At 69.6% G+C, this 20758-nt stretch carries 19 protein-coding genes and 2 pseudogenes; 17 read left to right on the top strand and 4 right to left on the bottom strand.

The features are described from left to right. Positions 1-63 precede the first annotated feature (63 nt). The 11 genes from BKK79_RS18085 to BKK79_RS18135 all read left to right on the top strand — a co-directional run bounded on the left by BKK79_RS18085 (position 64) and on the right by BKK79_RS18135 (position 11935). Complete coding sequence (locus BKK79_RS18085; RefSeq protein ID WP_071038179.1) at positions 64-2334, top strand: DNA polymerase III subunit gamma/tau; 2271 nt, start codon at positions 64-66, stop codon at positions 2332-2334. Between the two features lie 76 nt (positions 2335-2410). Continuing rightward, positions 2411-2743, top strand: coding sequence for a YbaB/EbfC family nucleoid-associated protein (locus tag BKK79_RS18090; RefSeq protein WP_071014008.1), 333 nt, complete (start codon positions 2411-2413; stop codon positions 2741-2743). Positions 2744-2804: 61 nt separating this feature from the next. Next, entirely contained in the window at positions 2805-3419 is a 615-nt protein-coding gene (gene recR, locus BKK79_RS18095) for a recombination mediator RecR (RefSeq protein ID WP_071038180.1), read from the top strand. A 55-nt stretch (positions 3420-3474) separates the two neighbouring features. Continuing rightward, entirely contained in the window at positions 3475-4380 is a 906-nt protein-coding gene (locus BKK79_RS18100; RefSeq protein ID WP_071014003.1) for a LysR family transcriptional regulator, read from the top strand. A 258-nt stretch (positions 4381-4638) separates the two neighbouring features. Further along, complete coding sequence (locus tag BKK79_RS18105) at positions 4639-5835, top strand: CaiB/BaiF CoA transferase family protein (RefSeq protein ID WP_071014000.1); 1197 nt, start codon at positions 4639-4641, stop codon at positions 5833-5835. Continuing rightward, on the top strand, positions 5832-6806 hold the full coding sequence (locus BKK79_RS18110; protein ID WP_071038181.1) for a hydroxymethylglutaryl-CoA lyase: 975 nt from the start codon (positions 5832-5834) through the stop codon (positions 6804-6806). Before BKK79_RS18105 ends, BKK79_RS18110 begins: the two co-directional genes overlap by 4 nt. A gap of 209 nt (positions 6807-7015) precedes the next feature. Beyond that, a complete protein-coding gene (locus tag BKK79_RS18115; RefSeq protein WP_071016469.1) occupies positions 7016-8017 on the top strand; it encodes a Bug family tripartite tricarboxylate transporter substrate binding protein in 1002 nt (333 codons plus the stop codon). Positions 8018-8230: 213 nt separating this feature from the next. Beyond that, positions 8231-9274, top strand: a complete 1044-nt coding sequence (locus tag BKK79_RS18120) for an ABC transporter substrate-binding protein (RefSeq protein ID WP_071013994.1) — start codon at positions 8231-8233, stop codon at positions 9272-9274. Positions 9275-9401: 127 nt separating this feature from the next. After that, positions 9402-10214, top strand: coding sequence for an ABC transporter ATP-binding protein (locus BKK79_RS18125; RefSeq protein WP_071013992.1), 813 nt, complete (start codon positions 9402-9404; stop codon positions 10212-10214). 30 nt (positions 10215-10244) lie between these two features. Continuing rightward, positions 10245-11036, top strand: coding sequence for an ABC transporter permease (locus tag BKK79_RS18130; RefSeq protein WP_071013989.1), 792 nt, complete (start codon positions 10245-10247; stop codon positions 11034-11036). Positions 11037-11293: 257 nt separating this feature from the next. Beyond that, complete coding sequence (locus BKK79_RS18135; protein WP_071038182.1) at positions 11294-11935, top strand: hypothetical protein; 642 nt, start codon at positions 11294-11296, stop codon at positions 11933-11935. Here BKK79_RS18135 and BKK79_RS18140 read toward each other — a convergent pair. Together BKK79_RS18140 and BKK79_RS18145 are read right to left on the bottom strand one after the other, a co-directional pair. Continuing rightward, positions 11932-12792 carry a sensor histidine kinase N-terminal domain-containing protein gene (locus BKK79_RS18140; RefSeq protein ID WP_071038183.1) on the bottom strand — a complete coding sequence of 287 codons (861 nt, stop codon included), beginning with the start codon at positions 12790-12792 and terminating at the stop codon, positions 11932-11934. The genes BKK79_RS18135 and BKK79_RS18140 overlap by 4 nt on opposite strands. Next, a pseudogene (locus BKK79_RS18145) lies at positions 12789-13378 on the bottom strand (response regulator); the annotation flags it as partial. The pseudogene BKK79_RS18145 and the gene BKK79_RS18140, both read right to left, overlap by 4 nt. Between BKK79_RS18145 and BKK79_RS18150 the strand changes: the two are divergent. Beyond that, positions 13358-13915, top strand: a pseudogene (locus tag BKK79_RS18150) (porin); the annotation flags it as partial. The pseudogenes BKK79_RS18145 and BKK79_RS18150 sit on opposite strands and share 21 nt — an antisense overlap. Positions 13916-14073: 158 nt before the next feature. Here BKK79_RS18150 and BKK79_RS18155 read toward each other — a convergent pair. Next, positions 14074-15048: an NADPH:quinone oxidoreductase family protein gene (locus BKK79_RS18155; RefSeq protein WP_071013976.1), complete on the bottom strand. Its 975-nt coding sequence runs from the start codon at positions 15046-15048 to the stop codon at positions 14074-14076. A gap of 187 nt (positions 15049-15235) precedes the next feature. On the opposite strand from BKK79_RS18155, the gene surE reads away from it, so the two are divergent. From surE to BKK79_RS18180, 5 genes are read left to right on the top strand one after another with little or no spacing between them, the layout of a single operon-like run. Continuing rightward, positions 15236-15988 (top strand): 5'/3'-nucleotidase SurE, encoded by a 753-nt coding sequence (surE, locus tag BKK79_RS18160; RefSeq protein WP_071013974.1) that lies wholly within the window; start codon positions 15236-15238, stop codon positions 15986-15988. Between the two features lie 37 nt (positions 15989-16025). After that, positions 16026-16916, top strand: coding sequence for a protein-L-isoaspartate(D-aspartate) O-methyltransferase (locus BKK79_RS18165; protein ID WP_071013971.1), 891 nt, complete (start codon positions 16026-16028; stop codon positions 16914-16916). Positions 16917-16924: 8 nt separating this feature from the next. Further along, on the top strand, positions 16925-17782 hold the full coding sequence (locus BKK79_RS18170) for a peptidoglycan DD-metalloendopeptidase family protein (RefSeq protein ID WP_071038184.1): 858 nt from the start codon (positions 16925-16927) through the stop codon (positions 17780-17782). Positions 17783-17788: 6 nt separating this feature from the next. After that, the gene (gene rpoS / locus BKK79_RS18175; RefSeq protein WP_071013966.1) at positions 17789-18952 is read left to right on the top strand and encodes an RNA polymerase sigma factor RpoS; all 1164 of its coding nucleotides are present in this window, start codon (positions 17789-17791) and stop codon (positions 18950-18952) included. Then, positions 18949-19794, top strand: coding sequence for a 3'-5' exonuclease (locus BKK79_RS18180; protein ID WP_071013963.1), 846 nt, complete (start codon positions 18949-18951; stop codon positions 19792-19794). The genes rpoS and BKK79_RS18180 overlap by 4 nt, the downstream gene beginning before the upstream one ends. Positions 19795-19851: 57 nt before the next feature. Here BKK79_RS18180 and BKK79_RS18185 read toward each other — a convergent pair whose 3' ends face one another. Continuing rightward, positions 19852-20706, bottom strand: a complete 855-nt coding sequence (locus BKK79_RS18185) for an endonuclease/exonuclease/phosphatase family protein (protein ID WP_071038185.1) — start codon at positions 20704-20706, stop codon at positions 19852-19854. Between the last annotated feature and the right edge of the window lie 52 nt (positions 20707-20758).

Consider the following 20758-nt stretch of genomic DNA (forward strand, 5'->3'; position numbering starts at 1 on the left):
CGGCGGTCCGGGCGGGCCTGGCCGGCGCCGGAAAGGGGGCCGCATTTTGCTACAATCGCCGCCATGAGTTATCAAGTTCTAGCGCGCAAGTGGCGCCCCCGGGATTTCTCCACGCTGGTCGGCCAGGAGCACGTGGTGCGCGCGCTCACGCATGCGCTGGAACAGCAACGGCTGCACCACGCCTACCTGTTCACCGGCACGCGCGGAGTCGGCAAGACCACGCTGTCGCGCATCCTCGCCAAGGCGCTCAACTGCACCGGGCCTGACGGCAGTGGCGGCATCACGGCCGCGCCTTGCGGGCAGTGCAAGGCCTGCCAGGAGATCGACAGCGGGCGCTTCGTCGACTACATCGAGATGGACGCCGCCTCGAACCGCGGCGTCGACGAGATGGCGCAACTGCTGGACAAGGCGGTCTATGCGCCGACAGTCGGGCGCTTCAAGGTCTATATGATCGATGAAGTGCACATGCTGACCAACCACGCCTTCAACGCCATGCTGAAGACGCTGGAGGAGCCGCCCGGACACGTCAAGTTCATCCTGGCGACCACCGACCCGCAGAAGATCCCGGTCACGGTGCTGTCGCGCTGCCTGCAGTTCAACCTCAAGCAGATGCCGCCGGGACACATCGTGTCCCACCTGGACCATATCCTGCGCGAGGAAGGCATCGAGCATGACGGCAATGCGCTGCGCCTGCTGGCCCAGGCGGCCCACGGCTCGATGCGCGACGCCCTGTCGCTGACCGACCAGGCCATCGCCTACAGCGCCGGCCAGGTCGGCGAAGAGGCCGTGCGCGGCATGCTGGGGGCGATCGACCAGGGCTATCTGGTGCAGATGCTCGACGCGCTGGCCGCCGAGGACGGCGCCGCGCTGCTCGGCATCGCCGACACCATGGCCGACCGCAGCCTGTCCTTCGCCGGCGCGCTGCAGGATCTCGGCTCCCTGCTGCACAAGATCGCGCTGGCGCAGGCCGTGCCGGCCTCGGTGCAGGACGAATGGCCGGAGGCGGCCGACGTGCGCCGCCTGGCCTCCGCCTTCGACGCGCAGGAAGTGCAGCTGTTCTACCAGATCGCCAACCTTGGCCGCAGCGAACTGGCGCTGGCGCCGGACGAGTACGCGGGCTTCACCATGACGCTGCTGCGCATGCTGGCCTTCCGCCCGTCGGCGGCGCCGGCCGCCACGCCGGTGCAGAGCGGCGGCGTACCGGCACCGCGTCCGCGGGCGGCCGCCGGCGCAGGGGTGGCGGCGGCGCCCGTGGCCCGTGCCGCGCCGGCCCAGGCTGTGCCGGCCGCCGAGACGTCCGCTGAGCCGGCGCCGGCTGCCGAGGCGTCTGCGCCGGCTGCTGCGGCTGCTGCGGTGCCCGCCGGCCCCGCGGCCGGTGCCATGTCTCCCGCGCGCGCCGCGCTGGCGGCGGCCCGCCAGGCCTCCGCCGCACGTGGCGGCGGCGCGCGCCAGCCGGCCTCGGCCCTGCAGGCGCCGGGTCCTGCCGCCGCCAGTACCACGGCGCCGGCAGCCAAGCCGGCACCCCAGCCGCTGCGTCCGCCCGGGGCTGCGCGCCCGGCGCCTGCGGCGGCTGCCCCCGCCATGCCGTCTGCACCTGTGGCCGCACCGGCCCCGGTTGCCGCGCCGGCCCGCAACCGTCCCGCGGCAGCGCCGGAAGCCGAGTTCGTGCCCCCTTGGGAAAGCGCCGGGGGCAGCGACGTGCCGCCTTGGGAGGAACTGCCCCCCGACCTGCCGCTGATCGGCCCCTACGGCAGCGATGCCGAGCCTTCGATGCCGCGGGCCCGTCCTGCCGCGCGCGCCGCCGCCGTGGAGGCGCGGCCGGAGCGGATGGCCGGCGAGCGCGCCGAGGGCCGGAGCCCGGAGACGAACATCGACCCGCCCGCGGGCAAGCCGCTCGCAGCCAAGCCGGCGCCGCGCCAGCCCGTCACCTTCGTCGAGGAAGGCGGCGTACCGCCGGTCTTCACCGGTGACTGGCCCGGCCTCGCGGCGAGCCTGTCGCTGAAGGGGCTGGCGCAGCAACTGGCCTACCAGAGCGAGCTGGCGCGCGTGGTCGCCAACACCATCCACCTGCGCGCACCGGTGGCCGCCATCACCGAGGCCGGCGTGGTCGAGCGGCTGCAGCAGGCTTTGTCCGAACATTTCGGCCAGCCCGTGCGCGTGCAGTGCGAGGTCGGTGCCGTTGTCGAGACCGCCGCCGCGGCCGATGCCGAGGCGCGCGAGCAGCGCCAGCGCGAGGCCGAGGCCAGCATCGATGGCGATCCCTTCGTCCAGGGCCTGCTGCGCGAATTCGGCGGGCAGATCGTGCCGGGCTCGATCCAGCCGCGCGTCGGCTGACAGAGGATTTCCGGGGAGCGGCATCGGCCGGCTCCCGTTATCGTTTCAAACCCACCGTATTCAGGAGTACACCGCCATGATGAAGGGCCAACTGGCCGGGCTGATGAAGCAAGCCCAGCAGATGCAGGAAAACATGAAGAAGATGCAGGAGCAGCTCGCCCAGATCGAGGTCGAGGGCCAGTCCGGCGCCGGCCTCGTCAAGGTGACCATGACCTGCAAGAACGACGTCAAGCGCGTCTCCATCGATCCCAGCCTGCTCGCCGACGGCGAGGACAAGGAACTGCTGGAGGATCTCGTTGCCGCCGCCTTCAACGACGCGGTGCGCAAGGCCGAGGCCACCTCCCAGGAGAAGATGGGCTCGATGACCTCCGGCCTGCCGCTGCCGCCGGGCTTCAAGCTGCCGTTCTGAGCGTCGGCGGGCAAGCCATGCGCAGTCCAGCGAGGATGCCGGTGCGGACGGGAGGCGGGCGATGAAGGGCGCGCCGCCGACCTCGCTGCAGGCCCTGATCGAGGCGCTGCGGGTGCTGCCCGGCGTCGGGCCCAAGTCCGCCCAGCGCATGGCCTACCACCTGCTGCAGCACGACCGCGAAGGCGCGCGCCGGCTGGGCGATGCCCTGCGCGGCGCGGCCGATGGCATCCATCACTGCGCGCGCTGCAACACCTTCACCGAGCAGGATGTCTGCGAGACCTGCCTGGACGCGGGGCGCGACGCCTCGCTGCTGTGCGTGGTGGAAACACCCGCCGACCAGGTGATGATCGAACAGACTCTGACCTACCGCGGACAGTATTTCGTGCTGATGGGGCGGCTCTCGCCGCTGGACGGCATCGGCCCCCGCGAGATCCATCTCGACCGGCTGCTGGCACGCGCCACCGATCCCGCGCTCGGCGGCCCGGTGTCCGAGGTGATCGTCGCCACCAACTTCACCAGCGAGGGCGAGGCCACCGCCCACTATGTGGGCGAGATGCTCAAGGCCCGCGGCCTCAAGGTCACGCGCCTGGCGCGCGGCGTGCCGGTCGGCGGCGAGCTCGAGTACGTCGATGCCGGCACCATCGCGCGGGCGGTGATGGACCGCCGCACACTGTAGCCCGCTCCATGCCGATGCCCAGCCACCCGCCGGCCCCGGCCCAGCGCGCGCCGGCATGAATCTCGCGCGCTTCGACCTCGTCACGCTCGGCCTGTTCGTCGCGGTGGCCCGGCAGGGCAGTATCTCGGCCGGGGCGCGCCAGTCGCACCTGGCCGTGGCGGCCGCCAGCAAGCGCATCTCCGACCTGGAGGCCGCGGTCGGCGCGCCGCTGTTCTTCCGCCGGGCTTCCGGCGTCCAGCTGACCGAGGCTGGCCAGGCCTGTTTCCATCACGCCCTGACCATTCTGCAGGACGTCGAGCGCATGGCCGGCGTCATGTCGGACTACGCCAGCGGCGTGCGCGGGCAGGTGCGGGTCTGCGCCAATACCTCGGCCATCACCCAGTTCCTGCCCGACGACCTTGCCACCTTCATGCGGATGCACCCGACCATCCGCATCGAACTGGAGGAGCTCAACAGCAGCGAGATCGTGGCCGCGCTGGTGGAGAACCGCGCCGATGTCGGCATCTTCGCCGACCGCACGCCGTGCGAGGGGCTGGTCACGGTCGAATACCGCCAGGACGAGCTGGTGCTGGTCACGCCGCCGGGCCACCCGCTCTCCACGCGCGGACCGGTGCGCTATGCCGACACCCTCGAATTCGACTTCGTCAGCCTGCCGCAGGTGACTTCGCTGGCCGCGCGCCTGCTCGAGGAGAGCAGCCGGCTGGACCGCCCGTTCCGCCTGCGCATCCAGGTGCGCAGCTTCGACGCCATGTGCCGCATGGTGATGGCCGGCCTGGGCGTGGGTGTGCTGCCGCGCATCGCGGCCGAGCCGCACGTCAAGTCCATGGGTTTGTCGCTGGTGCCACTGCAGGATGCCTGGGCGCGGCGCTCGCTGCTGATCGGCATGCGTGACCCGGCCGGCCTGACCGTGTCGGGACGGCTGCTGATTTCCCACCTGTGCGGAGACCGGGCGCCGTTCTGAGCGCCGTGCAGCGTCCGGGCGCACGTCCGGGCTGAGCCGCTTCGCCGGGGCGGGCGCCTGCGCGGCCGCCCGGTCGTCCGATCGTCGGGGCCGTGGCGTCGACGGCCTTTCGCATTCCGAGAAAGCCCGCTTCACCGATTGCCGATTCCCCGCCCCGAAGGGCTGCGGCACACTGCGCCCCATTGCATCGGTGCCTCCGCCCGTTCCGCGCTGCGGATCGCGACGCGGCAAGCGCGCCCCACCCACCGCAGGAATCCCATGACGCGACAGATCCTCGAAGGCATCCGGGTACTGGAACTCGGGCAATTGATCGCCGGCCCGTTCGCCGCCAAGACATTGGCCGACTTCGGCGCACAGATCATCAAGGTCGAGCCGCCCGGCCAGGGCGATCCGCTGCGCAAATGGCGCATGCTGCATGAGGGCACCTCGGTCTGGTGGGAAGCCCAGTCGCGCAACAAGCAATCGGTCTGCGTCGACCTGCGCCAGCCGGAAGGGCAGGACCTGGTGCGCAAGCTGGCCGCCGGGGCCGACGTGCTGATCGAGAACTTCCGCCCCGGCACGATGGAGAAATGGGGACTGGGCCCCGAAGCCCTGCACGCGCTGAATCCGCGCCTGATCATGCTGCGCGTGTCGGGCTACGGGCAGACCGGGCCGAAGAAGGACGAGCCGGGCTTCGCCGCAGTCGCCGAGGCCATGGCCGGCCTGCGCCACCTGACCGGCGAGCCGGGCCGTGCGCCGGTGCGCGCCGGGCTGTCGCTGGGCGACACCATCGCCGGGCTGCATGGGGCGCTCGGCGTACTGCTGGCGCTCTACGAGCGCGATGCGCGCGGCGGCCAGGGCCAGGTGATCGACGTGGCGCTGTACGAGTCGCTGTTCAACCTGAGCGAGAGCCTGCTGCCCGAGTATTCGGCTTTCGGCGCCGTGCGCCAGCCGGCCGGCGGTGCGCTGCCGGGCATTGCGCCCTCCAATGCCTACCCCTGCGCCAGCGGCGAGTACGTGCTGGTGGCGGCCAACGGCGACGCCATCTTCAAGCGCCTGATGCACGGTATCGGCCGCCCGGACCTGGCCGAGGATCCGGCACTCGCGCGCAACGACGGCCGCGTCCAGCGCGTCGACGAGATCGACGCCGCCATCGCGGCGTGGACGCGCACGCAGACCGTGGAAGCCGCGCTGGCCGTGCTGCGCGCCGCCGAGGTGCCGTCCGGACGCATCTATACGGTCAAGGATATTGCCGAAGACCCGCACTACCGTGCGCGCGGGGTGATCGAGCAGGTCACCTCGGCCGGTGGCCTGTCGGTGGAGGTGCCGGGCATCATGCCCAAGCTCTCCGCCAGCCCGGGTGCGATCCGGGAGCGCGCGCCCCGGCTCGGCGAGCACACCGACACGGTGCTGGCGCAGGCCGGCTTCGACGCCGCCACCATTGCCGACCTGCGTGCACGCGGGGTGATCGCATGAATGCCGCCGCGTTCGTGCGCGGCGCGGCGCACGTCGAGATCAACGAAGTGGCGCCGCGCGACGGGCTGCAGATCGAGCCGCTGGTGGTGCCGACCGAGGCCAAGCTGGGCTTTGTCGACGCCTTGTCCGCCTGCGGCTTCGCTCGCATCGAGGCAACCTCTTTCACCTCGGCGCGGGCCATCCCCGCGCTCGCCGATGCCGAGGCCGTGATGCACCGCATGCAGCGCGTCCCCGGCGTGCGCTACACCGCGCTGGTGCCCAACCTGCGCGGGCTGGAGCGCGCGCTGTCGTGTGCGCCCGACGAGCTGAACCTGGTGATGTCGGCCAGCGAGACCCACAACCGTGCCAACCTGCGCATGACGCGCGCGCAGTCGCTGGCCCAGCTCGAAGCGATGATCGCCGAGGCGGGCAAGGCCGGGGTGCCGGTCAACGTGTCCTTGTCGACGGTGTTCGGCTGCCCCTTCGAGGGCGAGGTGGACGATGCCGAGGTGCTGGCGCTGGCGCAACGCCTGGCCGAGGCCGGCGCGGCGGGCATCACGCTGTGCGACACCACCGGCATGGCCTATCCCGACCAGGTCGCGCACCTGTGCATGGCGTTCCAGGCGCGGCTGCCGGCCGCCGCCCTGACCATCCACCTGCATAACACGCGCGGCATGGGTCTGGCCAACGCGCTGGCCGCCTGGCAGGCCGGCGTGACACGCTTCGATGCTGCTGCCGGTGGGCTGGGCGGCTGTCCGTACGCGCCGGGCGCGAGCGGTAATGTCAGCACCGAGGAATTGGTCCATATGTTCGCCGCCATGGGCGTGGAAACCGGCGTGGATCTCGGCCGCCTGCTGCAGGCCGTGGCCGGGCTGCCGGACATGATCGGGCGCGATCCCGGCAGCCAGCTGCTGCGAGCCGGCCCGCGCCTGCGCACGCACCGGCCGCCGGATTGGCTGGCCGCGCATTTCGCCGCGCCCGGCGCCGCCTGAATCCCATGCTGCCCGCGAGAGCTTGCCCGCTGCGGCGGGTACCGCAGAGGAGCGCGCCCGGCGCCGGAGACGGCCGAGGGCCGGCTGGCCAAGGCTGGCGCAGGCAGGTGCAGGCAGACCAACAGATAAACAGACAATCAAAGAGACAGGAGACGCGCATGCAGACCCCGATTCCCGCAATTCCCGCTGCCAAGGCGCGGGCCGACGCGATGCTTGCCGGCCGTCGCCGGCGCCTGTCCGGTGCACTGGCATGGCTGGCCCTTGCCGGCGCCGGCAGCTTCGCCGCGCGGCCGGTTCTTGCCCAGGATGGTGCCTATCCGAGCCGCAACGTCACGCTGGTGGTGTCGGCCGCCGCCGGGGGCACCACGGACATCGCGGCGCGCATGATCGCCGAGCCGCTGGCCAAGGCGCTGGGCCAGCCGGTGGTGGTCGACAACCGGCCGGGCGGTGCCGGCAGCATCGCCGCGCAGCTCGTCGCGCGCGCCAGGCCGGACGGCTACACGCTGCTGCTGCAGTACTCGGGCTTCCACGTCATCACGCCGCTGCTGGTGAAGAACCTGAGCTGGGATCCGGTCAAGGACTTCGCGCCGGTGGCCAACGTGCTGTCGGCGCCCCAGGTGCTGGTGGTGCGGCCGGGCCTGCCGGTGAAGTCGCTCAAGGAGCTGGTTGCCTACGCCAAGGCGCACCCCGATAAGCTGAACTACGCCTCCTCGGGCAACGGCTCCCTGCAGCATGTCTCGACCGAGCTGCTCAAGCAGATGGCCGGCATCGAGATCACGCACGTGCCCTACAAGGGCACCGGCCCCGCCATGACCGATCTGCTCGGCGGCTCGGTGGACCTGACCATCACCACGCCGCCGCCGCTGATGGGGCATATCCAGGCCGGCAAGCTGCGCCCGCTGGTGGTGACGAGCAAGAAACGGCTGCCCAGCCTGAAGGACGTGCCATCGGCGCCGGAGGCGGGCTATCCCGACCTCGAGGTGTCGTCCTGGTTCGCCATGTACGCGCCGGCCGGTACGCCCAAGCCGGTGATCGACAAGCTGGCGGCCGAGATCGAGAAGATCATGCGCAGCGACGCGTTCCGCGCCAAGGCCGAGGAAATGGGGGCCGAAGCCCAGTTCATGGGGCCGCAGCAACTGGCGCAGTACCAGCGCGGCGAACTGGCACGCTGGGCCAAGGTGATCAAGAGCGCCGACATCCACGCCGAATGAGTGCGGAATGAGCGCGGAATGAATGCACCGAGGCAAGCCTTCCGAAAGGCTTGCCGGGTATCGTCAGCCTGGCCCGGCCGCGCGATGGCGTCGCCAGGCAGCGGCATTCGGCGCGACTAGGTGAATATCCCGATGCGGCTGGCAAGGCACTCGCGTAGCATCGCATCCTGCCGCGCAGCGGCGCTTCCGGGTACAAAACAGGTAGGAGAGAGCATGGATAACAAGAATTCACGCAGGCGCGTCCTGCTGGCGCTGTCATTGGCCGTGGCCGGCCTGTGCGCCGGGGGCAGTGCGATGGCGCAGGCCAAGCTGGAGAAGAGCAAGGTCACCATCGCCGTGGGCGGCAAGAACCTGTTCTATTACCTGCCGCTGACCATCGCGGAGCGCCTGGGCTATTTCAAGGACGAAGGCCTGGACGTGCAGATCGTCGATTTCGCCGGCGGCGCCAAGGCACTGCAGGCGGTGGTGGGCGGCAGCGCCGATGTCGTCTCGGGAGCCTACGAACACACGCTGGCACTGCAGGCCAAGGGCCAGCAGTACCAGGAGTTCGTGCTGCAGGGCCGCGCGCCGCAGATCGTGCTGGTGGTGTCGAACAAGACCATGCCCAACTACAAGTCGATCGCCGACCTGAGGGGCAAGAAGATCGGTGTGACCGCGCCGGGCTCGTCCACCAACATCATGGTCAACTTCGTGCTGGCCAAGGCCGGCCTGAAACCGAGCGACGTGTCCTTCATCGGCGTAGGCGCCAGCGCGGGCGCGGTGGCGGCGATGCGCTCGGGCCAGATCGACGCGATGGCCAACCTCGATCCGGTGATCTCGATGCTGACGCAGAAGGACGAGGTCAAGATCGCCTCGGATACCCGCACGCTGAAGGAAACGCAGGCGGTGTTCGGCGGCAATATGCCGGCCGGCTGCCTCTATGCGTCGACCGCTTTCATCCAGCAGAACCCGAACACCACGCAGGCCATGGCCAACGCCATGGTGCGCGCGCTCAAGTGGCTGCAGAAGGCGGGCCCGTCGGATATCGTCAAGACGGTGCCGGAAAGCTATCTGCTGGGTGACCGGGCGCTCTACCTGGCGGCGTGGGAGAAGGTGCGCGAAGCCATCTCGCCGGACGGCACCATGCCGGCCGACGGTCCGCGCACGGCCCTGAACACGCTGCAGCAGTTCGACGCCGAGATCCGCGGCAAGAACATCAAGCTCGACACTACCTACACCAATGCCTTCGTGCAGAAGGCCAACGCCAGGTACAAGTAAGGCAGGGCAGGGCGAGCAGGGCCGGTAAGCGCGCGCGGCGTGCTGCCGTGCCTGCGGCAGCCGCCGCGCCGTGCAGCCCCTTGCTCAGCACCCGGCGCCGCATGGCGGCGCATTCCGATGGAAATCCATGAGTACTCCCGCACTTTCCCTTGCTAACGTCACCTGCACCTTCGTCTCGCGCGAGGACCGCAGCCAGCGCTATACCGCCGTCCGCGACGTGACCCTGGACGTGCAGCCAGGTGAGTTCGTTTCCGTGGTGGGTCCCACCGGCTGCGGCAAGTCCACGCTGCTCAACGTCGGTGCCGGGCTGCTGCAGCCCTCCAGCGGCGAGGTGCGCGTCTTCGGCGAGCGGCTGACCGGCATCAACCGGCGCGCCGGCTACATGTTCCAGGCGGAGGCGCTGATGCCCTGGCGCAGCGCCCTCGACAACGTCGCCGCCGGCCTCGAGTTCCGCGGCATGCCGCGCGCGCAGGCCCTCGAGCAGGGCGAGCACTGGCTGCGCCGCGTCGGCCTGGGCGGCTTCGGCGACCGCTATCCCCACCAGCTGTCGGGCGGCATGCGCAAGCGCGTCAGCCTGGCCCAGACCCTGGTGCTCGACCCCGACATCATCCTGATGGACGAGCCGTTCTCGGCGCTCGATATCCAGACGCGGCAGCTGATGGAAAACGAGGTGCTCGAACTGTGGGCCGCCAAGCGCAAGGCGGTGCTGTTCATCACCCACGACCTCGACGAAGCGATCGCCATGAGCGATCGTGTGGTGGTGCTGTCGGCCGGTCCGGGCACGCATCCGATCGGCGAGTTCACCATCGACCTGCCGCGTCCGCGCGACGTGGCCGAGATCCGCAACCATGCGCGCTTCGTCGAACTGCACGCCGCCATCTGGGACGTGCTGCGCGAGGAAGTGCTCAAGGGCTACGCCCAGCAGCGCAACGCGGCCTGAGGCCGCGGCAACAACCGAATCCGAACAGTCATGGCATTCCGCAAAGACTCGCAAGGCATGCTGCGCATCTGGCAGCTGCTGCTCCTGGTGGTGATCCTGGGCATCTGGCACGCGGCCACGCGCTCGCAGCAGGTTGCCTTCTTCTTCGGCGAGCCGCTGGTGGTCGCGCAGCGTATCTGGAGCTGGTTCGTCGTCGAGCGCGACATCTACCTGCATCTCGGCGTGACGCTGGCCGAGACCGTGCTCGCCTTCGGCATCGGCACCGCGAGCGGGCTGGGTGTCGGCTTGTGGCTGGCGCTGAGCCCGTTCGCCTCGGCCGTGCTCGATCCCTACATCAAGGCCGCGAATTCCATGCCGCGCGTGATCCTCGCGCCGATCTTCGGCGTGTGGTTCGGGCTGGGCATCTGGTCCAAGGTGGCGCTGGCGGTGACACTGGTCTTCTTCATCGTCTTCTTCAACGTCTACCAGGGCGTCAAGGAGGTAAGCCCGGTGGTGCTGGCCAACGCGCGCATGCTCGGCGCCAACCGGCAGCAGCTGCTGCGCCACGTCTACCTGCCGAGCGCGACCAGCTGGGTCTTCTCCTCGCTGCACACCTCGGTGGGCCTGGCCTTCGTGGGCGCGGTGGTGGGCGAGTACCTGGGCTCGGCCAGCGGCGTCGGCTACCTGATCCTGCAGGCGGAAGGGACCTTCGACATCAACACGGTGTTCGCCGGCATCGTCGTGCTGACTGCGTTCGCCCTGGTGCTCGACGGGATCGTCGGTCTCGGCGAGAAACGGCTGATGCGCTGGCAGCCGCGCAGCGGCGAGACCGAGAAACTGTGATCCCGCGCATGCGGGGCCGGCATGGCCGGCTCCGCATGCTGAGCGCCGCGCCCCGACCCGCAAGCGCCGGGGAAATTGTTATAAATTGCTCGCTTGCCCCCGGCTGGCGCCAGGCCGTCCGTAGAATCGAGTCTCCTTGAGTCCGATCTCCCCGGAGGTGCTCCGATGAACGCCTGGCACGGTGCGATGTGGCGGCGCTGAGCTTGCCGGCGCCACGCTCCGGCCGGCCGCTCCGGCGGCGCTGGCGGCGTGCGGGAGTGGTCGCACTCGTACTGCTGGGCCATGCCTGGCTGCTGGGTACCTTGCCCTGGCCGGGGGCGGCGGATCGCGCGATCGCGCCGGCGCAGCGGCGGCCCGCCTTGCAGTGGGTGCAGTTGCGCCCGCCGCCTGCGCCGCCGCCGCCTGCCGTGCAGGTGGCACGACCGGCACCGGGCGCGACTCCGGCCCGGCCGGCGCCATCCGTGCGCAGTGTCGCGCCGGCACCGCCGTCTTCGACCGCGATCATGCTGCCCCCACCGGGGCCTCCTGCGGCGCTGCCTGCGGATGGGCGCGCCGTGTCCCTGGTACGTCCCCGCCTGTCCTCCGAGCCCGTATCCGATTCCATGGCGCGCGGCACGGACCCGCTCCAGGAGAATCTTGCGCGGAGTGCCCAGCGCGGCGCGGCACGCTTTGCCCGGGGCGCCTCCGATGCGGCCGCGTCGGCATCGCAGCGCCTGGCTGCCGGCATGGACGCGGCCGGGCGTACGAGCGGCTATGAAGAAACCGGGTTCGCGGGTGGGCGTGGCGCGCGCGTGCAGGGCGCACTGGGCAGCTACTGCCTGCGCACCAAGGAGTCCGGCCTCAAGGTCGATCCCTTCCGCCAGGAGCTGGCAGCGCCCACCAACTGTCCGCCGCGCTAGTCCCTTGCGTCAGCGCATCCGTGACCCGGCGGGAACAGCACGGTGACGGTCAGGCCGCCCCCCGCTGTCGGCGCCAGGTCGACATGCGCACGATGTAGCCGCGCGATCTCCCGCACGATCGACAGGCCCAGGCCGCTGCCAGGTCGTGCGGTACCGCTCTCGCCGCGATAGAAGCGGGAGAATACGCGCTCGCGTTCGCCGGCATCGATGCCCGGCCCGTTGTCGACGACCTGCAGCCAGGCACCGTCCCCGGCGTGCGTCGTGCCTTGTCCGACCCGCACCGTGACCTCGGCGTGCGGGCCGGCATAGCGGATGGCGTTATCGAGCAGGTTACCGAGCAGTTCCTGCAGCAGCGAGCCGATCAGGATCTCGTGGGCGAGCTGTTCGCGCGGCTCGATGGTCTCGGCCACCAGCAGCCAAACCAAGCGCGCGCGGGCGGAGCCGACGTCGTGCAAGGGCAGCGTGATGGCTGCCATGCGCAGTGGCTCGCCGCGGAATTCGGCATCGTAGAACACGGTCTGGTAGAGCGGATGGTCGCTGCCCGGCGGCATCGGCAGCGCATCGTAGCCGGTCACGGTCTCGCCATGCTCGTCGCGCACCCGGTAGTAGATGCGCGAGCCCGATTCGGACTCGAAGACCTCCAGCGCCAGGTAGGGCAGCTCCACTTCGATGCGGCCGTCGCGCAGGCTGACGCCTTCGCGCATCGCCTTGAGCGAGGCATCCAGCGTGCGGTCGAAGGCCTGGTGCGCGGCCGCGGTGGCGCGCCGGTCGGTCAACCAGGCATCGAGCGCGAGCAGGGTGAGCAGCGGCACCAGCAGCCACAGCGACAGTTGCAGCCGCAGGCTGGCGGCCTTCATGAGCCGGCGCCCGTTGCGCCGGGTTCGCGTGCCTCCAGCAGATAGCCCAGGCCGCGCAGCGTGACGATGGCGGCGCCGCTGCCGTCCAGCTTCTTGCGCAGGCGGTGTACGTAGATCTCGATGGCGTCCGCATTGACGGACTCGTCGATGCCGAAGATCTTCTCCGACAGCGCGGCCTTGTTGACGGCGCGTCCGTCGCGCAACAGCAGGACCTCCAGCACGGCGCGTTCGCGGCCGGTCAGCGCGAGCAGTTCGCCATGCAGCGTGAAGGCGCGGCTGATGCTGTCGTAGTGCAGCGGGCCGCAGCTCAGTTCGGTGCGGTCATGCCATGGCTGCGCCGGATCAGCGCTCGCGCACGAGCCTCCAGTTCGGATAGGTCGAAGGGCTTGGCCAGGTAGTCGTCGGCGCCGAGGTTCAGGCCGCGCACGCGATCCTCGACCGAGCCGTGCGCGGTCAGGATCAGCACCGGCACCGGATTGCGCCGCTGGCGCAGCCGGCGCAATACCTCCAGCCCGTCGAGCCGGGGCAGGCCCAGGTCGAGGATGGCCAGCGCGTAGTCCTGCGTGGACAGTACATGGTCGGCGCCACGGTGGCGCTGGGCGAGGTGGCCGGCAGCTTCCGCAGCGCGTCCAAGTATGACGTGGGGGTCGGCTACAGCACCGGCGGCTTTGCCGCAGTGGTCACCTGGGATCGCCAGAACGGCGCCGGCACCAGCACCACGCCGGCCGATGCCACCGACTATATCCAGGGCATCCATGCCGGCGCCAGCTACGACTTCGGCAGCCTGAAGCTCTATGCCGGCTACCGGAACTACAAGCGCGCATTCACCACCTCGGCGGCTTCGCAGCGCAGCGCTATGTACTGGGCCGGCGCCAGCTACGACTTCACGCCGGCCTTCACGCTGTACGGCGCGGTCTACAAGCAGGTCGTCAAGGAGAGCGGCGGCGATCTGATCATGTTCTCGCTGCGCGGCCAGTACGCACTGTCCAAGCGCACCACGGCCTATCTGTCGGCGGCCTATGCCACCGCGCAGCAGGGCCACAACGTGAGCGTGTCGCGCGACCTGGTCGGCTACGGCAACAACCAGTTCGCCGTGACGGCCGGCCTGCAGCACCGCTTCTGAACATAGACAGGTGTTGGGAGGCTGCTGACCGCCGGCGCGAGGGCTCGTGCGGAGGGCGGCAGCTTTTGAGGTGTCTTGCCTCGGCAGGGCGCGGATGCGAGTCCGCGCCCTTTATTTTTCCGGCCGGCGGGCGAGGGCCGCGCGCCGGTGGCCCGGCTTCAGGGCACGATGACGATCTTGCCGGTCACCTTGCGCGCTTCCATGTCCTTGAGCGCCTGCGGTGCCTGATCGAGGGAGTAGCGTGCCGAGATGTGGGGGCGGATCTTGCCTTCCTTCATCCAGCCGAGCATCTGCGCCATATTGGCCTGGTTGGCCTTGGGCTCGCGGCGCACGAACTCGCCCCAGAACACGCCGACCAGCGAAGCGCCCTTGAGCAGGGCCAGGTTCAGCGGGATCTTGGGGATCTCGCCGTTGGCGAAGCCGACCACCAGGTAGCGGCCGCGCCAGGCGATGGAGCGGAAGGCCGGTTCGGCGTAGATGCCGCCAACCGGATCGTAGATGACATCCGGACCCTTGCCATCGGTCAGCGCCTTGACGCGCTCGCGCAGGTCTTCGGTGCTGTAGTTGATCAGCGCGTCGGCGCCGTGCTCCTTGCACACTGCCAGCTTCTCGTCGGTCGAGGCGGCGGCGATCACGCGGGCGCCGATGGCTTTGCCGATCTCGATCGCGGCAAGTCCCACGCCGCCAGCGGCACCCAGCACCAGCATGGTCTGGCCGGCCTTGAGCTCGCCGCGATCGACCACCGCGTGGTGCGAGGTGCCGTAGGTCAGGGTGAATGCGGCCGCGGTGTCGAAGTCGATGCCGGGCGGCATCGGCACCACGGCGCTGGCCGGCGCCTTGGCCTGCGAGGCGAAGGCGCCGTTGCCCAGGTAGGCGATGACCTTGTCGCCAGGCTTGACGTGGGTCACGCCTTCACCGACCGCATTGACCACGCCGGCCAGCTCGGAGCCCGGAGAGAAGGGCAGCGCCGGCTTGGCCTGGTACTTGTTCTGGATGATGAGCACGTCGGGGAAGTTGACCCCCGCGGCCTTGACGTCGATGACCACTTCGCCGGCGCCCGGCACGAGGTCGGGCAGGGTTTCGATCACGAGCGAGTCGGGCGGTCCCCAGGCTTTGCACAGTACGGCTTTCATCTTGTCTCCGGTGGTGATATCTCTGGTGGTATCGGTGGTGTGTCCGGCCCGGCCGCGCCAACGCGCCGCCGCGCAGTGCAGGGCAAGTGTAGCGCAGAATAGCACGGTCGTTCTGTTTCTTCCCGGGCCTCCGCCGCGCGGCGCCCGTGGTCCGCGATGCGGTCCCGCCTCGGGTACAATCGCGGCCATGCATATCCTTCTCGCAAACGACGACGGTTACCTCGCGCCGGGCCTGGCGGCGCTGCATGCCGCGCTGGCCCCGCTTGGCCGCATCACGGTGATCGCGCCCGAGCAGAATCACAGCGGCGCATCGAACTCGCTGACGCTGCAGCGGCCGCTGTCGGTCTATGACGCGCGGGAAGGGGTGCAGAAGGGTTTCCGCTTCGTCAACGGCACGCCGACCGACTGCGTTCACGTCGCCTTGACGGGTTTGCTGCAGGACAAGCCGGACCTGGTGGTGTCGGGCATCAACCAGGGGCAGAACATGGGCGAGGACGTGCTCTACTCGGGCACGGTCGCAGCTGCCATCGAAGGCTACCTGTTCGGCATCCCCTCGATCGCCTTCTCGCAGGTGGACAAGGGCTGGGACCAGCTCGACAGCGCGGCCCGCGTGGCGCGTACCATCGTCGAGCGTGTCATTGCCAATCCGCCCGCGGAGCCCTTCCTGCTCAACGTCAACATCCCGAACCTGCCGTACGAGCTGCTGCGCGGCCACCGCGCGACGCGGCTGGGCAAGCGCCACCCATCGCAGCCGGTCATCACGCAGGTCAACCCGCGCGGCGAAACCAATTACTGGATCGGTCCGGCCGGCGACGCGCGCGATGCCAGCGAAGGCACGGATTTCCATGCCACCGCGAACGGTTTCGTCTCGCTGACGCCGCTGCAGCTGGACCTGACGCATCGCGGCCAGCTGGATCAGCTCAGCCAGTGGCTGCCGTAGGCATTCCCACGGCAGCCGCACGCAGCCTGCAGTACCGATGAACTCCCCAACGCGTCGTCCGAAGTTTCCCCTGTCCTTGGATGCCGTGGTCGAGCGCAAGCCGGCCCCGGCGCGTACCGCTGGCATGCCGGCGGTGGGCGGCGCGCGTACCGCCGCCACGAGCAAGGTCCGGGCCAAGCCGGTGGCGCCTGCCGCCGTGCCAGGCAGCGCGGTGGAAGCGCGTGCCACCGCGGCCAGCGCCGGCGGCGGCGGCATGGCTTCGGAGCGCGCGCGGGGGGCGTTGGCGGCGCGCCTGCGCGCGGGTGGCATCCGCGACGAGCGGGTGCTGCTGGCGATCGGGGCGGTGCCCCGCCACCTGTTCGTCGATCCCGGCCTCGCCTCGCAGGCGTACGAAGACGCGGCACTGCCGATCGGCCACCAGCAGACGATCTCCAAGCCCTCCGTGGTGGCGCGCATGATCGAACTGCTGCGCGACGGGCTCGGCGCGGACCAGCCGCTCGGCCGCGTGCTGGAGATCGGCACGGGTTGCGGCTACCAGGCCGCCGTGCTGAGCCAGGTGGCGGCCGAAGTGTTCTCCATTGAACGCATCCGTCCGCTGCACGAACAAGCCAAGGCGAACTTGCGGCCGCTGCGTGTGCCAAACCTGCGGCTGCATTATGGCGACGGCATGCTCGGACTGCCGCAGGCGGCACCGTTCTCGGCCATCATCCTGGCGGCCGCGGGCATGGAGGTGCCGCAGGCTTTGCTCGAGCAACTCGCGGTCGGCGGCCGGCTGATCGCGCCGGTGGCCGTGGTGCCGCCGGCCGGCGGGCCCGGGCAGACGGTGACGCAACAGCTTCTGCTGATCGAGCGCCTGAACCGGCATCGCTTTCACCGGACCGCGCTTGAAGCCGTATTCTTTGTGCCCTTAAAATCGGGCACCATCTGAGTCGAACTATGCACAACATCGTGAAATCGGAACCCATCGCCCGCGCCGGACGCCTCGCGCTCGCGTCCTCGCTGCTCGGCTTGCTGGCGGCCTGCGCCTCGACGCCGATGCCGGCTCCGGTGGTCGACCGGACCTCGACCGCCGCCCCCGCAGCGCCGCTCGAGCCGCCGCCGCCCGGGTACTATCGGGTCAAGCGCGGCGATACGCTGTACCGGATCGCCCTGGAAAACGGCCAGTCCTATCGCGACGTGGCGGCCTGGAACAATCTGGCCAACGTGAACCAGATCGAGGTCGGCCAGTTGTTGCGGGTGGTGCCGCCCGGCGCCGATGCCGGCACGCCCCAGGGTGTCTCGACTGCGCCCGTCGCCGCCGCCGGCGTGCAGGCCCAGCCGATCGACCAGGCGCGGCCGCTGCCTCCCGCCGGCAGCACGCCTGCCGCCGCGACGCCGCCCGCACCGGTGCGCACGCCGCCGGTGGCGGCATCGCAGCCGGCGGCCGACGGCAGCATCCGGCTGGCCTGGCCGGCCAGTGGACAGGTGATCGCCCGCTTTGACGAAAAGGCCAATAAAGGCATCGATATCGCGGGCAAGCGCGGCGAGGCGGTAGTAGCCGCTGACGATGGCCGCGTGATTCATGTCGGCCCCTTGCGCGGCTACGGGAATCTTGTCATCATCAAGCACAACGAGACATATCTAACTGCATACGGCAACAACGACAAGATTCTTGTGGCCGAGCAGTCGACGGTACGCAAGGGTCAGAAGATCGCGGAAATGGGCAGCACCGACACCGACCGTGTCAAGCTGCATTTCGAGGTCCGGAAGGACGGGAAACCGGTTGACCCGATGCGTTACTTACCGCCACAGTGAGGTTGCATGCCACGCCAGAAAACTGTCTCATCCGGAACCGCCAGCAGGACCCGTCGTCCCAAGCAGCCGGAAGTGAAGGCTGGCGTGGCGGCGGCTGATCCTCAGGCCGAGCCTTTCGGCCAGGATGTGGACGCGGCGGCCGAACTGATTCCCCTGACCGAAGAGCCCATCGCCACCGGCGGTGGCGCCGTGCTCGGTGCCGGCGACATGCTCGGCGACGATGCCGAGGCCTCCCTCCACGACGACGACGCGGATCGGGACGACGAAGAAGAGGAAGAAGAGGAGGCCGAGCCCGCCGAGCACGACGATTTCCGCTCGGTGCTCCATACCGAACTGGCGGCCGATACCGTCCAGCACTACCTGAATCGCATCAGCATCAAGCCGCTGCTGTCGGCGCCCGAGGAACTGCATTTCTCGACGCTGGCCAAGGACGGCGACTTCTCCGCGCGCCAGGTGATGATCGAGCGCAACCTGCGCCTGGTGGTCAGCATCGCCAAGGGCTACCTGAACCGCGGCGTGCCGCTGCTCGACCTGATCGAGGAAGGCAACCTCGGCCTGATGCACGCGATCGAGAAGTTCGACCCGTCGCGCGGCTTCCGCTTCTCCACCTATGCCACCTGGTGGATCCGCCAGAGCATCGAGCGCGCGATCATGAACCAGGCGCGCACGGTGCGCCTGCCGGTGCACGTGATCCGCGAGCTGAACCAGGTGCTGCGTGCCAAGCGCCATCTCGAAAAGAGCGGCACCGACGGACGCGATGCGAGTCTCGAGGATATCGCCCACCTGCTGGGCAAGACGGCCGACGAGGTGCAGGACGTGCTGGCGCTCAACGAGCACACCACGTCGCTGGATACCCCGTTCGACCTGGACCCTGGCTCGAGCCTGCTCGACTTCCTTTCCGATGAGCACAATGCCGCGCCGGACCAGGAGGTCGCGCACCGCGAGCTGGAAAACCTGATGAAGCTGTGGCTTGCACGGCTTTCTGAAAAACACCGCTACGTGGTGGAACGCCGTTTCGGCCTGAACCATATCGAGCCGGCCACACTGGAGGAGCTGGCCGAGGAGATGGGGCTGACGCGCGAGCGCGTGCGCCAGATCCAGCAGGAGGCGCTGGTCAAGCTCAAGCGGCATTTCGCCTCGCAAGGCGTGCGCAAGGACGCTGTTCTGTGACCCCTGTATTGGTATTCGACATCGAGACCGTTCCCGATGTCGCCGGCCTGCGCCGGCTCAACGATCACCCCGATTCCCTCAGCGACGCCGAAGTCGCCGAACAAGCCTTCGCCGCTCGCCGCGAGAAGAACGGCAGTGATTTCCTGCCGCACTACCTGCAGCGTGTGGTGGCGATCTCCTGCGTCCTGCGGCGCAACCAGCGCGACGGCAGCGCGGTATTCCATGTCGGCTCGCTGGGCTCGCTCGACGATGGGGAGGCCGTGCTGATCCAGAAGTTCTATGACCTGATCGCGCGCTACAGCCCCCAGCTGGTGTCCTGGAACGGCGGCGGCTTCGACCTGCCCGTGCTGCACTACCGCGGGCTGGTGCACGGGATCGCCGCTCCCCGCTACTGGGAGATGGGCGAGGGTCGCGACGACGACAGCCGCGACTTCAAGTGGAACAACTACATCAGCCGCTACCACATGCGGCATCTCGACCTGATGGACCTGCTGGCCATGTACCAGCCGCGCGCCGCCGCGCCCCTGGACGACCTGGCCAAGCTGTGCGGTTTCCCCGGCAAGATGGGGATGGATGGCAGCAAGGTCTGGCAGGCCTACCAGGACGGCCAGCTCGACGAGATCCGTGCGTACTGCGAGACCGACGTCGTCAATACCTACCTGATGTACTGCCGCTTCCAGCTGATGCGCGGTGGTTTCTCCGCCAAGGAATTCGATCGCGAGGTGGAGTTCGTCCAGGAATCGCTGGCAGAACTGCCCGGCCCGCAGTGGATGGAATACCTGCGCGCCTTCCGCGTGACGCCCCTGCACACGGGCGGCGAGGAAGAGGAGGCCGATTACTGAGCGGGCAACCCTCCGCGGCGGCTCGTTGCCGCCCCGGCTTCCCGCTGCCGGGCGGGCTCAGGCGGCCAATGTCAGGCGCAGCGGCTGGTGGTCGGACGCATCCGTCTGGCTGTTCACTTCGCAGCGCACCACGTCCCCGAGCAGATCTTCCGTGACCAGCATGAAGTCGCAGGCAAAGGGCGGCTCGGGCCACTGCGCTTTGTCATAGAGCGCGCAGGTCGGTGCATTGGCCTGGCCCGGATGGGTATGCCGCCAGGCGTCGCTCCAGTCCGGCGCGCCGTCGCCGAAGGGGGCGAGCAGCCGTAGCAGGGCGGGGTCATCGATGCGGCAGTTGAAGTCGCCGCAAAGGATGGCCGCGCTGGGCCTGGCCTCGGGCGTGAAGGGCCCGGGCGCGGCCTCGCCGGGACCCGGGTGGCGTGCATGGGCGCAGGCCTCCTGGTGCCAGGCGCGCAGCGCCTCGGCCTGGGCCAGCCGCTGCTTTGCCGAATAATATTCGAGGTGAGTGCAGATCACGCGCAGGGGACGATCGCCGGCCTCGAGCGTCACTTCCAGGGCCACGCGCGGCATCGATGCCACCGTGGGGTCGGCGGGCCAGGGCAGGGTGCGGCGGAAGACCTCGCGCACCGGCAGCCGGGTCGCGATCAGGTTGCCGAACTGGCGTGGGCCACCGCGGGCGTCGACGCGGTCCACGCCCGGTGCGAAGAGCAGGCGATAGCCGGGAAGCAGGGCCGACAGTTCGGCGACCTGGTCCAGGCCGGGGGCGCCGGCAAGGTCGCTGAAGCCGCGTGTGACCTCCTGCAGGCACAGCACGTCGGCATCTGCCATTCCTTGCAGCGTGCGGACCGTACGGCCCAGGTCGACCTTACCGTCGGCGCCCCGGCCCCATTGGATGTTCCAGCAGATCAGTTCCATCGCGTACTCCGCAGATCCAGGCCTGAGAATGGCGCGAGCGGACTCCGACTGG

Origin of the sequence: Cupriavidus sp. USMAA2-4 (assembly GCF_001854305.1) — a bacterium.
GTDB classification, from domain to species: domain Bacteria; phylum Pseudomonadota; class Gammaproteobacteria; order Burkholderiales; family Burkholderiaceae; genus Cupriavidus; species Cupriavidus malaysiensis.